Below are 15837 nucleotides of genomic sequence, written 5' to 3' on the forward strand. Positions count from 1 at the left end.
AATGCAATGCTATTGCAAACTTTCGAGACAAGTTTCACAAATTCCTTTCGCAAAAAGTCTTATTTCATCTATTCTGAAATTTGTCTGAACATTTTCCGGAAACGAGATATCTTCTTTACAGGTGGTCTGTTTGCAGATTTTGCAGTAGAAGTGCAGATGCCAGTCTTTATGCGTAGTTTCGTCGCATCCGTCATGGCAAAGCTTATATTTTGTTGTTGTATTCTCCTGAATACTGTGGACAATTCCTTTTTCTTCAAAAGTTTTTAATGTTCTGTAGATGGTAGTCCGGTCTGCATGATCGAAGTGACTTTCGATTTCAGACAATGATAATGCTGCGTCCTGAGAACTTAAAAAGTCATATACCAAAATCCTCATACTTGTAGGTTTGGTATTTTTGTTAATCAATTTATCTTCGATGTGTGTTTTCATTCTTCAGGATTTAAGGTTCTTCTCAAAGTTAGCTGTTTTTTCAATGTTTTCATCATTGGCTGCTTCTGTTTACATCTATCAGACGTCATTTAAGTTTACAAAAGTCTTTCTAAAATTGTTGCAATCATATTGCAAAATTCAAGGTATTAAAAATAACTTCAACCCAAACGTTATATGTATAAATAACATTTTTTAATTACTTTACTGTTTTAAAAAAAATTATATTGGATAACCAACTTAAATCAATTCAAATATGAAAAACATAATAATGATATTATTCCTAGGATTATTAGTAAGCTGTGATCCTGGGTATACCATATACATTAGAAACAAATCACAAAATAACTTATATGTTGAAACTGATCGTGCAATAGAAAATCGGTTGGTAAGCAAAAGAGGGCCTATTTGTGATTCAATTATTTCAAAAAAGGTGGGCTCATCAAATCTAAAAGAGCTTTATAAAGTAAATAAAAATCAAAATATTTTATTATTCTCTTATTTAGGCGCCCCGAACTCAGATTACTTCCCGTACAAGAGTGTTAAAATAATAAAGAATTCGGATACCATTAAAATTGATAAAAATAACCTCATTCAAAAAATTACCAAGGGCAAGAATAGCAACTACTATATAAATATAGATTAATTGTAATAATATCATCTCAAAACAATGAAATTAGATAATTTAATACCAATAAACTAACCCATTTCTGACAATCACAGATTATATTTTCACACTATAAATAAAAAAGAGCAAGAAATTCACTTGCTCTTTTTAATTATTACAAATTCGGATTATTTTCAATCTCTTTCTGCGGAATAGAGAATAAATAATATTTGCTGTTGGCTACAAACGGAGACTGATCAGGGAATGCAAAAATCGTATGTCCTCTTCCGTTAACGGTTTTTACAACACCAGCCGGAGTCGTGATCTGTACCTGAATCGCCTGTCCGCTTGAATTGGTAAACGGTTTTCTCACGACAGTTCCCTGCGTTCTGATAATGTCTGACAATGAGAATCCTTCACCAAACAATTCTTTTCGTCTTTCAATCAATACTTCTTTGATCACATCGTTTTGTGCTAAAGAACCAGAATATTGATTGGCGTTTCTTGCTGATTTCAACTGATTTAAAACGGTTACAGCATTTGTAACATTTCCGCTTCTCGCTTCAGCTTCGGCCTCAATTAAATACATTTCAGCAGCTCTCATGTAAACAATATCTGCAATTAAATTGGCTTTAAATTTAAACTTCGCATATCGCAGCAATCCTTCCCTTCCCGGATTTCCATCCCATGAAAACAGTGAATAACGGATATCATTGGTATCAAACAGGTCTTTAAAATAAGGATCCGCCATAAAGCTGTAATAATAACTTCCCGAAGACGACACATCTAAAAAGTGGAAAGCATAGCTTTCACCTGACTGTTCCTGTGTCTGGCCGTGTCCCCAGATCCATTCTCCATTACTGATATCATTGAATCCGTCTTTATATTTTTCCGCCGTCATCAAAGCATACCCATTTCTCGCAATTTTTGCAGAAGCTGCAGCTTTTGTCCAGTCTCCGGTATTCAAATAAGCTCTTGCCAGTAATCCATTGACAACTGATCTGTCAATTTTGTCCTTGTTGTTTCTTGAATAACTTTGAAGCAACTGATCCGCATCTGCCAAATCACTTTTAATTAAAGTATAGATTTCTTCAAGGCTGGCTTTTTTCTTTCCTACTGAGCTTGTTGTTGTCGGTTCAGTATAAATTGGAGCCGTTAAAGCCGTTTTATCTTTTAAATAACTGAATTGATAAAAACTCGCCAGATTTAAATAACAAAATGCCCTCAATGCTTTAGCCTGACCTTTCACCTGATTTTTTTTCTCCTGGCTCCCCTCTACTCCATCGATTCTTGCAAGAACATTGTTCATATTATTGATGGTAGAATACAGCAGACTCCAGATAAAAAGTGGCCTGCTTCCCGTATTATTCACCAAATCTGTAAAAGCATACGCTCCGGGAAATCCATATTTATTGGTTAAAACCGCCACATCACTTCCCATAGCATCACTTGTTCTCAACACTGTGGAGTACCCGATATTCGCGTAAGTTGTCCCATCGTCATTAAATTTAGCCCAGGTTCCGTTGATTACCGTTTCCGCACTTTCTGCTGTCTTGAAAACTTCCTCTTCATTAGCCTGATTGGTCGGAGCAGTTTCCAGATCACTTTCACAGCTGATTAAAGACCATGCTGTGATTAATGCAAAAGATATATATTTTAATTTTTTCATTGTTTTTCATTTTAAATGTTAAAGAGTTGCCTGTACACCAAACGTAATTGTCCTCATGGCAGGATATCTGTAATAGGTTGTTCCGTCTAAGGTTTGTTCAGGATCCATTCCTTTATGCTTATAGAATGTTAAAAGGTTTTCTGCCTGAACATAAACTCTGAACTTCTTCAAACCTATTTTTTCAAAATAATCCGATGGAAGTGTATAGCCTAAGCTCACATTTTTCACTCTAGCATACGTCCCCGAGTATAAGAATCTTGAAGATGTTGAAGTCCAGTTATTCGTTGTTGTACTTAAAGCCGGGACATCGGTGTAACGGTTTTCAGGCGTCCATCTGTTCAGCATTTCCGCACTCCAGGCTCTACCTGCTGAACTTCCGTTATGCATCAGCATCGTATAATCCGTATCTAAAATTTTTCCTCCAATAGCAAATGATACTAAGGTTGAAAAATCAAAGTTTTTGTAAGCCAGACTCGTGGTAATTCCTCCCATTACTTTCGGAAGAGATGAACCCTGCAGTGTTTTTGTAGCTTTTGCATATTCTGAAGTGGTTCCTTCTACCGTATTTCCGCTGGCATCTGTTGTAATCGTTTTCCAAAGCGGCTTTCCGTTATTCGGATCTACTCCTGCCCATTCAGGAATGAAGAAATCATAAACAGAACCACCTACCTGCAATAGTTTTGTACCACTTACAATAGAGCCTTTCGGAAGTTTCGTGATTTCATTTTTGAGAGTACTTAAATTCACATCCACATTCCACTCAAAATCTTTTGTTTTAATGGGTGTTGTGAATAATGAAAATTCAAAACCGGTATTTTTTAGTTCACCAATATTCGCCTGATATTCACTGAAACCTAATGACGGAGCCAAAGGCATTCCAAACAGAAGATCTTTACTTTTTCTCTGGAAATATTCTACATTACCTTTAATTCTGTTATTCAGAACAGAAAATTCAATACCTGCATTCAAATTCAGGTTGGTTTCCCATTTCAGATCCGGAGTCGGCAGTTTGCTTGCTACCGTTCCTCCTTCTCCCAAATTATTATAAAAAGCATATAAACTTTGGTAAGCATAATAAGTACTCAGCTTATCATTTCCCTGGCCTCCGTAGCTTGCACGAAGTGTCAACTGGTTAAAGACATTTAAATTTTTAATAAAATCTTCATTCGACGCCTTCCATGATCCTCCTACCGACCAGAATGTCCCCCATCTGTTTTCCGGAGAGAATCTTGAAGAGCCGTCTGCTCTTACCGATCCTGAAACAAAATATTTATTTTTATAATCGTATTCAGCTTTCCCTAAGAAACTCAACAATCCCAATTTGTCACTATTTCCTGAGAAGCTTCCCAGCAAAGCTGCAGCATCAGGCTCATAATAATACGGCAATGAAAACTGGCTTCGGCTTCCTGAAATCGTCTGATATTCGTAATGGTAAAATTCCTGACCACCCAAAATATTGATGTGATGCTGTCCGAATTTTTTATCGTAGGTTAAAATATTACTTGTTGTGTAGGACAGCGTTCTCGAATTGGTTTTTGTAACAGCCCCCCCGATTTCAGTTCCCTCTCCTAATAACGGATTGGTATAATAATGGCCATTATAATTAACCAGATCAACCGAAAAGCTTGATTTAAATTTCAATTCAGGCAGGAAAGTGAATTCTGCAAAACCTTTCCCTGAGAAGTTATCTTCTCTGTTCTCATTTTTATCCAAAGGTAATGTTGCTGCAGCATTTTCATTTTGTAATGCACTTGTAGGCCTGTATTTTCCGAAATCATAAATATAATTTCCGCTGGAGTCCAATTTATAGCTTCCGTCTGCATTTCTTTCGTAGTAAGGATAAAAAGATGGTATAACTCTCGCCGCATTGATCACATTATCCGTTCTCGAATCCGATGACGGCGGTGCTTCCTGAAGACTGTTCGTATACGCTAAATTCGCTCCTACATTCAGCCATTTTTTGACTTCAGAATTGATTTTTAATCTTGTGCTGTATTTTCTGAAGCCAGACTCAATGGCAATTCCTTTATCATCCAAATATCCTAAAGAGAAAAAATAATTGCTCTTCTCATTTCCTCCACTAAAATCCAAATCAACCTGATTTCTGGAAGCCGTTCTCTGCAAAATATCTTTCCAGTTGTCATTCCATAAAGCTGTTGCACCCGGCAAAAGTTTCCCGTCAGTTCCTACTGGTTTTACATAATTTGCTCCGTAAGGATTGATTCCTAAAGCGTTTACCAAATTATCGGTTGCCATCTGTGCCGCCTGCTGGGAAGAAACCTGGCTTGATGTGTATCCGTTTCTCAAGGCTTCCCAATACAATTGAAAATATTGGTCGGTGGTTACCTGCTCATAATCCTTTACTGCTCTGCTTGAGAAACCCTGGCTTATATTAAAGTTTACTCTCGCTTCGCCCTTTTTACCGGATTTAGTCGTTATGATAATTACACCATTTGCCCCTCTGGAGCCATATAATGAACTTGCTGTAGCATCTTTCAGAACACTGATCGATTCAATATCATTAGGACTTATCGCGTTGATATTTCCGTCAAAAGGTATCCCGTCTACCACAAATAAAGGATTACTCGACGCACTGACAGAACCGATTCCACGAATTCTGATTGATGCTGTAGACCCCGGCTGTCCTGAAGCGCTTACCGCCTGAAGTCCGGGAACCTGCCCCTCCAATGCTTTTGTGATGTTGGTAACAGGCCTGTTATTAATTTTCTCACTCGAAATCGTCGCTACCGAACCTGTATAGCTTGTTTTCTTAGCTTTTCCATACGCCACAACAACCACTTCATCTATTTCTTTTTCATGAAGCGTATCTTTTTTTGCTTCCTGGCCATTCACATTACCGATCCCAAGAAAGAAGGTTGCAACGGGGGGAATCCAAACTTTAGAAATAATTAAATTTTTATTAATCATAATCAATTTTATTTGCTATTAATTAAATTTTATTCTTTTATAGAAAAGACAGCAAATAGCATCAATAATCATGATTAACACTGTGCTCATCTTTCCTTTTTCAAGGCTGAATGTAACACCTTGCATAATGCAGGTTGTTAAGATTTCACAGGGTCAGTTCCCTCCATCTTTCTTTATAAGCCGTTGCAAATCTAAAAACAAAAAGTCCACAAAACAAGTAGACTTTAAAATTTTAATTATAAATTTTATAAAAATTAACTAAATTTTATTTTAAAACAAACAAAAATAGACAGTTATAAAAAATGTTAAATTTATAAACATGAGAAATATCATTAAAAATAATGCAATCCTAAATTTTTACTCTAAAATGGATTTGAAAAAAAAATTCTATTTTCATTTTGAGCATATTTTGAGTTTTAAGACAGCTCTCGATACATTTTTCTTCATTTCATTTCGAAAAACACTCGAACTGACGTACGATTAATTCAAAAAACTTTTTAATTTTATCAAATGAAAGTTTTAATTATAAATGGTCCTAATCTCAATTTATTAGGAACAAGAGAGCCGGAAATTTATGGAACGATTTCGATGGAGGATTGTTTGGAAAACTTAAAATCTGAATTTTCTTCTCATCAAATACAGTATTACCAGTCGAATATTGAAGGCGAACTGATTAACAGGCTTCAGAAGAATGACTTTGATGCTCTGATTATTAATCCGGGAGCTTTTACCCATTATTCTTATGCAATTGCAGATTGTTTAAAAAATATTCAGAAGCCGAAAGTAGAGGTACATATCAGTAATATTTATAAAAGAGAAGAGTTCCGCCAGAAATCCGTAACGGCTGCAAATACGGATGCGGTTTTATCAGGATTTGGAATGGACGGTTATAGGCTGGCTGTTTTGAGTTTGAAATAGCTAATCGTTCTCGTTCTGATTTTACAGATGGCGCAGATGTTTGAAAATATATTTGATCTGACTGATTTGTAAAATCTTTAGAATAAAAAAATCCTCATCAAATGATGAGGATTTTATTTTTAGTTTGTTGTTTGTTCTTGTAACTGAGGTCCTGAAGGAATCAATTTTTTACCTTCTTCAGTATTGCAATACTGCTCAAAGTTCTTGATATATCTTGCAGCCAAGTCTTTTGCTTTTTCTTCCCATTCAGAAACATTGCTATAAGTATCTCTCGGATCCAAGATACCTTCAGAAACATTTGGTAATGTTGTAGGAATTTCAAGATTCATAATAGGAACCATTGCTTTAGGAGCATTTTCTATAGAACCATCAATAATTGAATCAATAATCGCTCTTGTATCCTTTAAAGAAATTCTCTTTCCGGTACCATTCCAACCTGTATTTACCAGGTAAGCTTTTGCGCCATGCTCTTTCATTTTCCCGATCAATGTTTTTGAATACATTGTCGGATGTAATGTTAAAAATGCTTCACCAAATGCTGGAGAAAAAGATGGTTCCGGCTCAGTAATTCCTCTTTCAGTTCCTGCCAATTTTGAGGTATATCCGCAAAGGAAGTGATATTGGGCCTGGTCTTCATTCAAAACAGAAACCGGAGGCAATACCCCAAATGCGTCTGCAGAAAGGTAAACAATCTTTTTTGCATGTCCTGCTTTTGAAGGCAACACAATTTTATTGATATGATAAATCGGATAAGAAACCCTTGTATTCTCAGTGATAGATCCGTCTGTATAATCAGCAACACCATTATTTACTACAACATTCTCCAATAATGCATCTCTTTTAATGGCAGCGAAAATGTCCGGTTCTTTTTCAGCAGAAAGATCAATTACTTTTGCATAACAGCCTCCTTCATAGTTGAACACTCCATTGTTATCCCAACCATGCTCATCATCACCGATTAAGTATCTTTTCGGATCTGCGGATAAAGTCGTTTTTCCTGTTCCTGAAAGTCCGAAGAAAAGAGCAACATCCCCTTCTTCTCCTACGTTCGCAGAACAGTGCATAGAAGCCATACCTTTTAACGGAAGATAGTAGTTCATCATAGCGAACATTCCTTTTTTCATTTCCCCGCCGTACCAAGTACCTCCAATGATCTGAAGTTTTTCAGTAAGGTTGAACATCACAAAGTTTTCGGAATTCAATCCCTGAGCTTCCCAGTTTGGATTGGTAGTTTTAGAACCGTTGATTACAGTGAAATCCGGCTCTCCAAAGTTTTCCAGCTCGTAATGCGAAGGACGAATAAACATGTTAGTAACAAAATGTGCCTGCCACGCTACTTCAACAATGAACCTTACTTTTAATCTCGTATCTGCGTTTGTTCCACAGAAAGCATCTACTACATAGATCTTTTTTGCATCAGAAAGTTGGTTCAGCACTAAATCTTTACAAGATTTAAAGATTTCCAGCGTAGTTGGTAAGTTAACTTTACCATCCCAGAAAATTGTTTCTCTTGTAACATCATCCTGAACTATATATCTATCTTTAGGTGAACGACCCGTGAAAATTCCTGTTTTTACCGATACCGCACCAGATTCCGTAAGCTCTGCTTTTTCAAACCCTTGATTTTCAGGAGAAACTTCAGCCTGATACAATTCTTCATACGAAGGATTATATATTACCTGATAGTCTCCTTTAATCCCTAATTTTTCTAAATCTTGGATGATTTTAGCGTTTTTCATTTTACTTATATTTTTCTATTTCTTTTTTTGTTCAACAAAATTAATATTAATTAATTGTTAAAAGTGGTCTAAATATAATGATATAAGTCAGAATGGCAAATAAAAAAACGAGTTTATAAAAAACTGCAAATCAGTTAATTAAATCAGAATACTCAAAAATTGTGTGAAAACCTTTTCCCCAAAAATAGTCCTTAAAGCCCTCAAATTTTGAGCTCATTACAAAATCTCCACCCCAAGCGCCTAAACTTTTGATAAATACCGGACAATCAGCGAAAAACCTCGCTTTAACTGTCGGAATTTCAAGAAAATTGGAGATTCTTTGCTCATGAATCAACATTAGTTCAGAAAAATTTTCCAATTCGCTACATAGTAAAATATTTCTTGTAAGATCCGAAAATTCATCGACCAGTTTTTGGGACTTTGTTTTTGACTTGTAAAGACTGATTCCTTCACGGCTATCCTGCTTCTGATTTAAGTGGATAAAAATTAGTTCATTTTTGAAAGGGGGATCAAAGTCCACCTTTTCATATTTAACCTCAGGAACGCTCTGAAAAATGATGGCAGATTTCTCTTTTGCTACCGCAATATCATAACCACTACCTCCCAAGCTTATCTTATTTAAATAGAAAGGATCAACTTCAGCCCATTCCGCAAGATTGTTCATTAAAGTAGAACTGCTACCCAAACCATAATCTGCCGGAAACTGAAGATTGGTTGTTAAGTGATAAGTAAAATTGTTTTTGAATTTAATAGTAGAAAGTGCCTGAACGTTCTTTAATGTTTTCAAGATAAATTCAGCACTTGAAGGAATATTGGTTTCCAGGATCTGCCAGTTTTGATAATCTATGACAGCTTTTAACCAAAGTTTATTTTGATGATAGGCTTCCCAGCATATAAGGGATTTTTCATCATTTTTTTCTTTAAAAGAAAACTCTTGTCCCAGCTTGGTAGGTACCGCTAAGACAAGAGCTCCGTCCATCGCGAAATATTCTGAAGTCAGCATTAGCTTCCCTGGTGAAAATATCTCGCCCATGATTTTTTTATTAGATTAGATTGCAGAAGCTACGTCCACAGAACCATCAATCTTCTTGATCAACCCTTGTAACGTTTTCCCCGGTCCAACTTCTACGAAATTAGTTGCACCGTCTTTAATCATATTCTGAACTGACTGCGTCCATTTTACAGGACCTGTTAATTGAGCAATCAGATTTTTTTTAATTTCATCCGGATCAGAAACTGAAGTAGTCGTAATATTCTGATACACAGGAATAGTAGCTTTTCTGAATTTTGTCTGTTCAATAGCAGCAGCCAATCTTTCTTGTGCGGGTTGCATCAATGGAGAATGGAATGCTCCGTTTACAGGTAACAACAATGCTCTTTTTGCTCCTGCTTCTTTTAATTTTACGCAAGCTTCTTCAACAGCAACTGTTTCTCCAGAAATTACCAATTGTCCGGGACAGTTGTAATTGGCAGGAACTACAATTCCACTAATCTGTGCGCAGATTTCTTCAACTTTAGCATCTTCCAATCCTAAAATCGCCGCCATAGAACTTGGATTCGCATCACAAGCTGCCTGCATCGCTTTTGCTCTTTCAGAAACCAATTTCAAGCCATCGTCAAAAGATAAAACTCCATTGGCAACCAACGCTGAAAATTCTCCTAAAGAATGCCCTGCAACCATTTCAGCCCCAAGACCGTTTACTGCTTTAAGTGCAGCTACTGAATGTATAAAAATTGAAGGTTGAGTAACCTCAGTTTTTTTAAGATCTTCATCTGTTCCATTAAACATAATAGAAAGAATGTCGAACCCTAAAATTTCATTGGCAGATTCCATCAAGTCCTTAATGTCTTTTCGAGAATCATACAATTCTTTTCCCATTCCTACGAACTGAGAACCCTGCCCAGGAAATACAAGTGCTTTCATGTATTGATTTAAAATATTTTGCAAATATAAGTATAATTAAGAATACCTTTAAGTGAATTAAATCATTTAAGGAACCAACCTAATAACTCTGTACCCAGTATTTACATAAGCTCCATTGGCTTTTGATTTTACAAACTCAAATTTGGTAGCCAGCTGGGTCTGTACTTTATTCATTTGTCTGAAGATCTCTCCTTTTCTGTTTTCTCTTGTCAACATATCATTTACAACATCAAATCCTATTACTGCATATTTTGGAGGTGTCTTACAATATTTGCTTTTGTATGCTGCTAAAATTTCTTTTTCAAAACTACCTTCTGCATTGATTTTTCTATCCATAAGGTAAACTAAGTTTGCCTGACTAAGCTCATCTACTTTTTTCTCAAAAACAGGAGCATAATACATACTGAACGCTTTTATTCCCTGCACATCTTTGGAAAGAGAAATCACTTTATTAGCAAAAGCTTCTCCCACATCATTGCTATCATTAGCCAAAACAGCAATCACAGGAGCAGACTGCCCCGTCATCATATTCTGATCTAACTGAATTTCGGAAGCAGAATTAACGATAATTACATTTGGTTTCTTAAGCGCTTTTTCTAAACCGCTCTTGATATAGTTTGCATTCGTTTTTTTAGCGTCTGCGACAATGTAAATCTTTTGATCAGAGTAAGAAGCTCTTACTTCATCCACAATTTTATCGGCATAGGTCTGATCGTTTGTTTCTACAATAATCAGGTTGCTATAGTTATATAATTCCGGAGAGTTGGCAAAAGGAGCAACAATCGGAATTTTTTGATTTTTTGTAAAATCTAAAACGTCTACGACATTCGATTTGAAGAATGGTCCAATAATCAAATCTGTATTATCAGGATTGATTTGTGTCAAAGAGTTTCTGAAAGTTCCTTCGTTACCGGAGTCCACAATTTTAATTTCTAGCTTCTGACCGTTTCTCGCGTTTCTTTCGATGGCTAATTTAGCTCCTGTCAAGAAGTCCATTGCCATAGACCTGTACTGGGTTTCGTTTGTACTATATCCAAAAGGAAGCATTAAAACAACGCTTAAAGCATCCCCATTTTTCTTTACATAAGCAGGATCCTGTTTTTTAATTTTCAAAACCATTCCTGCTTTTAAACCATGTGATAAATCAGGATTCAAAGCGATTAGTTCATCAATAGAGATTCCAAACTTATTGACAATAGAAAAGACAGTATCGCCCTGCTGAACGGTATAAGTAACAAAATCATCGCCCGCAACAGCTTCTGAAGTTGCAACAGTTCCACTTTCTGAATCCATTTTCTCTTTTGAGCTAACAGGTTCAGAAGTTATAGCTGTGTTTGTTTTTTTAACAATAATTTTTTCTCCAGGTTTCAGTCCTCTTTCTTCTAATCCCGGGTTTAAAGCAAATAATTCTTTTTGAGAAATATTGAATTGTTTTGAGACTCTGTAATAATTATCTTTTGCTTGTATAACATATTCCCCGTCTGCAATGGTATCGGAATCGGCAGATTTTTCAACAGCTTTAGGAGCTGCCACAGCAACTTGCGACTCACTTCCTCCGTATTTTTTGATGTTTGCAAGAGGTAAAGTGATTTCATCCCCAATCTTCATATGGGAATCAAGATCGGGATTAAGTGCTCTAAGATCAGTTTCGGAAATATGATATTGTTTTGTAATTCCGTAAATCGTTTGTTTAGGCTGTAAAATAATTTTCCCGGATTGAGAAGAAGTATTTGTTTTTGGCTTTTCAGCAACAGTTGTTTTAGAAGCTGAAGTTGTTCCGGATTTTACCGTTAAAACATCACCAATTGCCAGTTTCCCTTCTTTAAATTTAGGGTTCAGTTTAAGTAATTCATCAACAGTGAGCCCGTATCTTTTAGCAATATTGTAAGGAGTATCACCTTTTACAACGGTGTGTGATTTCTGAGCAGATGCTCCCAAAACCATACATATACTGGATAAAATAAAAAACCTCTTTATCATAATAGATCGTTATATTTACAAAAATACTTCTTTAAAATTAAATGGCAACAATAATCAATTTGGATTCCTGAACCACCATTTCTTCTAAACAAGTTTCAAGCCATGAATACCCGAAGTCAGCAAAAAATACACTAAAGTTATACACTCTTTCCTGCCAATTCTTGGAAGGATGCACATCCAGAAACAGATTTTCCAATCTTTCCAGCAATTCGCTTTGTTTAATTTTTTCTGCGTGAAGAAGGCGCTTTTTCATTCGGGCAAATGATTTCAGCTGTCTTACTTCTTCGGCTTTCACCATATTTCCAAAAGATTTTTCGGTGGTTTCCGCCACAGCTTTCAGTTCAGAAAAATTGTTCATTAATAGACTTTCTTTTTCGTCTAAAAGTTTTAAGATGCTATTATCCTCAACTATTTTATGATTGATAATTGTTGTAAAATTCTCAAAAAAATCTTCTATTCTAAGATTCAGCTTCTGAATTTTCCCTAATGTTTTCTCCTTTAAAAACAACATGGAATTTCTCGGAATCAGCACCGGGAAGGGAATATTTATTTTTTTGAAATAATCTTTAAGTTCCAGCCAATACATAATCTCGGCGTTCCCTCCAATATAAGCCAGATTGGGTAAAACACATTCCTGATACACCGGACGCATCAAAGCATTCGGACTGAATTTTTCAGGTGCATTTTCCAATTCATTTAAGATTTCTTCTTCTGTAAACGAGATATTTTTATCTACAATGAAATAGTTATTTCCGTCAAAATCAATTCTGTCTCTTGTTTCTGAAAGATAGAAGAGATTGATCTCACGAGGGTTTACTTGCACTTTTCCATATTTCTCAGTCAGAAAATCCACTTTTTCTTTTGAAATCTTATTCAAACTGAAATTAAGAAGCTCATCTTTGAAAATACCTTTAACCTGTTTTTTGAGTTCTCTTGAATCTCCATCCAAGATCAACAAACCGAATTCAGAGAACAATCTGTTGACTAAAATTCTAATAGCCTCCGTCAATGTATTTCCTGCTTTATAAGACTCTTTCAGCATCAAAATCAGTTCGGTTCCAAAAATAGAATCTTTGAATTCTTTTTCAAATTCGGAAATGAAATGCGTATCATGAATATGGATTCTTCCTACAGCACCTCCTGATTTTTCATTGGTCTCATAATAATTAGACTCAGTTTTAAAATGGTTGATCTCCGCAAAATCATGATCTTCCGAAGCCATCCAATAGACCGGAACAAAATTAAAATCAGGGAAATTTTCTTTTAAATAAGTACAGGTTTTAATTGTTTGTAAAATTTTATATACAAAAAACGCAGGTCCTGAAAAAAGGTTCAATTGATGCCCCGTCGTAATCGTAAATGTATTGGGCTGTTTTAAGCTTTCCAAATGTTCTTTCTGTTTTGAGGAAAGTACAACATCTGAAAGCTGATTTTCTAAAGCATTACATAAAATAATTCTTTGTTCTGAAGAGAACGCATCCTGCTTGACATGAATCTGATTTCTAAAATGATCTATAGAAAATGTATTTTCTTCAAATCCCTCAATTTTCTGATTCAAAAAGTCTTTTACTAACTGAGGAATGCTTTGTATATCTTGAAATGATATTTTATTAATAGTTTTCAACTTTGGTGTAAATTTTAGTTGAACAAATACCACACGATTCCAATATTTAACCTAAAATCATAGGTCGGATAGTGTGGAAATGCATATGCTTTGTTGTGGGAAAGGAGTGTTCCTACCTGCTGTCCTTCTATGAAAAAGAACATTTTTTTAACCTTCATATTAAAGTAGGCATCAATCATAGGTTGTCCTCCGATTGAAAAAGAATTTGCCGTAGGTAAAATATATTCGTTAAGTATCGGAAAATATTCTCTTGATGCGAATTTTGAGAAGTAATAGGCTTTTATCCCCATCTGAACTTCCGCAGCATTCTTAAATGCTTTTGCCTGATAAAATAAATTAGCTCTTCCAATAAAACTTGGCATAGGTAGAAGATCCTTATTAGTCAGTGCATTTTGGAACTGCAATCTTGTGTTCAAATGAAATTTACCATAACTGAAAGTAGCATCCCCTCCGATCTGAGAAATATTCAATGAGCTATTGCTTTGCTGAGGCTTTGCGCCGCTGTCAAAATAGGTATAATTATCTATTCTGAAATAATTAACAAACAATTCTGTTTTGAACCATTTCAAATTAATATTCCCTCCAATCTCTGTCACGGTTTGATTTTTAGCATCCTGGAGATAATAATTGAATTTTTTATACACAGAAGTATTCATCAGATAATTGAAAGAAGGATATACACTCTGGAAATTTACTTTAGCATTGACAAAGTAATCTTTTACCGGTTCAAATTTCAAATTATTTGTTGTTTTAAGATAAGTTCCGAATTGGCTTCCATTAGAAAACTCAAGGAATGAATTCAACTGGATTTTATCTAACAATTTAATCTGTAAATTTCCAACGGCTCCAATCCTGTTCTCTTTAAGCTCATTGGGAATCACCAAATCTGTCAGCGAAATTTCTGAAGCTCCAAATTTTAACATCTGATACCGGACTCCCGCATCAAGCTTGAATTTTTCATTATCAAAAACCAAACTGAACGTATTACTAAAGTTATCCGAATATTTTTTTGAAACATAGAGCGCTCCGGTCACAATTTCTGCAGGAAGGCTATACCAATAAGATTCTAAGCTTGTCTGTCCGTAGTAATATTTATTCCCTTCATGAGAAAGAGTATGCCTTATTTTAAACGGAAATTTTTCCGAATTGAAAGGTGTTAACTGATGAGTCAAGTAATATCTTCTATAGGAGAATTGAGAGCTTGAAGTTCCCAGATTAACCTGAACATTCTGTCTGTTGCTTGAATTGCTGTCACCATTTTGAAAAACACTGTCAATCGCAATTCCACCGTTTTCCTGATTGTTCACATTCTGGTGCAGATAGTGAGCAAACAATTCATAGTTTCCTTTTTTAGAAACATAATGCCCTGAAAATAATGTATTGTTATTTGCCGCTAAAGAATTTCTATAAAGCCCTTGAGAACGAAGCCCCATATATTCTAATGCAAAATTAAATCTCTTGCCTATATTTTGAGTATAAGTAGATTTCAAAGCTGCTCCATTTTTCATTGCATTATGATAAACAAATGTTGCAGTCGGTGTTTTCACGTCATAATAGTGAATATCTTCAACTCCTAAAATTCCATAGGATTTATTTGAGGGAAGTAAGGTTAGATTTTGTTCAGCATTTACCTCATGTGACAATGGATTGAATCCAGATCCTATATTTGCAAGCTGAGCCTTTCCAAAGTTATCTCTGTTATTATACTGTGAAAAAATATTTGTTTTATCAACCGTCAATACCGTATCAAAAATCTTCTTTTCACCATATTGCTTTTGATATAGATAATCATTAATGGTAGGCTTGAATATTTTTAAGGAGTCTTTCTTCCCTGAATCTATGATTAAAGAGTCTCCCTCCTTTTGAGGAGTCAGGCTTTTATCTTTATTATTAACTATTTGGGCCTGAGCTGTAAAGCTTAGAAAGAGTATGATAAGAAATATGTATTTCATTTATTGCTTTTGTGTAGCAAAAATAAGAAATAATGGGGAATAAAAAACCCCGTCTTTCGACGGGGTTCTT

General features: G+C 35.3%; 11 protein-coding genes and 1 riboswitch. Of the genes, 2 read left to right on the forward strand and 9 right to left on the reverse strand.

The window, feature by feature from the left end:
• Positions 1-9: 9 nt before the first annotated feature.
• Complete coding sequence (locus tag CLV73_RS12605) at positions 10-429, reverse strand: Fur family transcriptional regulator (protein WP_100377238.1); 420 nt, start codon at positions 427-429, stop codon at positions 10-12.
• A 253-nt stretch (positions 430-682) separates the two neighbouring features.
• On the opposite strand from CLV73_RS12605, the gene CLV73_RS12610 reads away from it, so the two are divergent.
• Positions 683-1072, forward strand: coding sequence for a hypothetical protein (locus CLV73_RS12610; RefSeq protein WP_100377239.1), 390 nt, complete (start codon positions 683-685; stop codon positions 1070-1072).
• 136 nt (positions 1073-1208) lie between these two features.
• Here CLV73_RS12610 and CLV73_RS12615 read toward each other — a convergent pair whose 3' ends face one another.
• Together CLV73_RS12615 and CLV73_RS12620 are read right to left on the reverse strand one after the other, a co-directional pair.
• Positions 1209-2702: a RagB/SusD family nutrient uptake outer membrane protein gene (locus CLV73_RS12615; protein ID WP_100377240.1), complete on the reverse strand. Its 1494-nt coding sequence runs from the start codon at positions 2700-2702 to the stop codon at positions 1209-1211.
• Positions 2703-2720: 18 nt separating this feature from the next.
• On the reverse strand, positions 2721-5630 hold the full coding sequence (locus CLV73_RS12620) for a SusC/RagA family TonB-linked outer membrane protein (protein ID WP_100377241.1): 2910 nt from the start codon (positions 5628-5630) through the stop codon (positions 2721-2723).
• 83 nt (positions 5631-5713) lie between these two features.
• A riboswitch (SAM riboswitch) is annotated at positions 5714-5812 on the reverse strand.
• 328 nt (positions 5813-6140) lie between these two features.
• Between CLV73_RS12620 and CLV73_RS12625 the strand changes: the two genes are divergently transcribed.
• Positions 6141-6548 (forward strand): type II 3-dehydroquinate dehydratase, encoded by a 408-nt coding sequence (locus tag CLV73_RS12625; RefSeq protein ID WP_100377242.1) that lies wholly within the window; start codon positions 6141-6143, stop codon positions 6546-6548.
• A 119-nt stretch (positions 6549-6667) separates the two neighbouring features.
• On the opposite strand, the gene pckA is transcribed toward CLV73_RS12625, so the two are convergent.
• The 6 genes from pckA to CLV73_RS12655 all read right to left on the reverse strand — a co-directional run bounded on the left by pckA (position 6668) and on the right by CLV73_RS12655 (position 15767).
• Positions 6668-8287 carry a phosphoenolpyruvate carboxykinase (ATP) gene (gene pckA / locus CLV73_RS12630; protein WP_100377243.1) on the reverse strand — a complete coding sequence of 540 codons (1620 nt, stop codon included), beginning with the start codon at positions 8285-8287 and terminating at the stop codon, positions 6668-6670.
• Positions 8288-8417: 130 nt separating this feature from the next.
• Complete coding sequence (locus CLV73_RS12635) at positions 8418-9320, reverse strand: GYDIA family GHMP kinase (RefSeq protein ID WP_100377244.1); 903 nt, start codon at positions 9318-9320, stop codon at positions 8418-8420.
• 15 nt (positions 9321-9335) lie between these two features.
• Entirely contained in the window at positions 9336-10211 is an 876-nt protein-coding gene (gene fabD, locus CLV73_RS12640; RefSeq protein WP_100377245.1) for an ACP S-malonyltransferase, read from the reverse strand.
• A 66-nt stretch (positions 10212-10277) separates the two neighbouring features.
• A complete protein-coding gene (locus CLV73_RS12645; RefSeq protein WP_169925765.1) occupies positions 10278-12191 on the reverse strand; it encodes a LysM peptidoglycan-binding domain-containing protein in 1914 nt (637 codons plus the stop codon).
• A gap of 37 nt (positions 12192-12228) precedes the next feature.
• A complete protein-coding gene (bshC, locus tag CLV73_RS12650) occupies positions 12229-13815 on the reverse strand; it encodes a bacillithiol biosynthesis cysteine-adding enzyme BshC (RefSeq protein WP_100377247.1) in 1587 nt (528 codons plus the stop codon).
• Between the two features lie 14 nt (positions 13816-13829).
• Positions 13830-15767 (reverse strand): putative porin, encoded by a 1938-nt coding sequence (locus CLV73_RS12655; protein ID WP_100377248.1) that lies wholly within the window; start codon positions 15765-15767, stop codon positions 13830-13832.
• Positions 15768-15837 lie beyond the last annotated feature (70 nt).

The sequence above is a fragment of the Chryseobacterium geocarposphaerae genome (genome assembly GCF_002797535.1).
Taxonomy (GTDB): domain Bacteria; phylum Bacteroidota; class Bacteroidia; order Flavobacteriales; family Weeksellaceae; genus Chryseobacterium; species Chryseobacterium geocarposphaerae.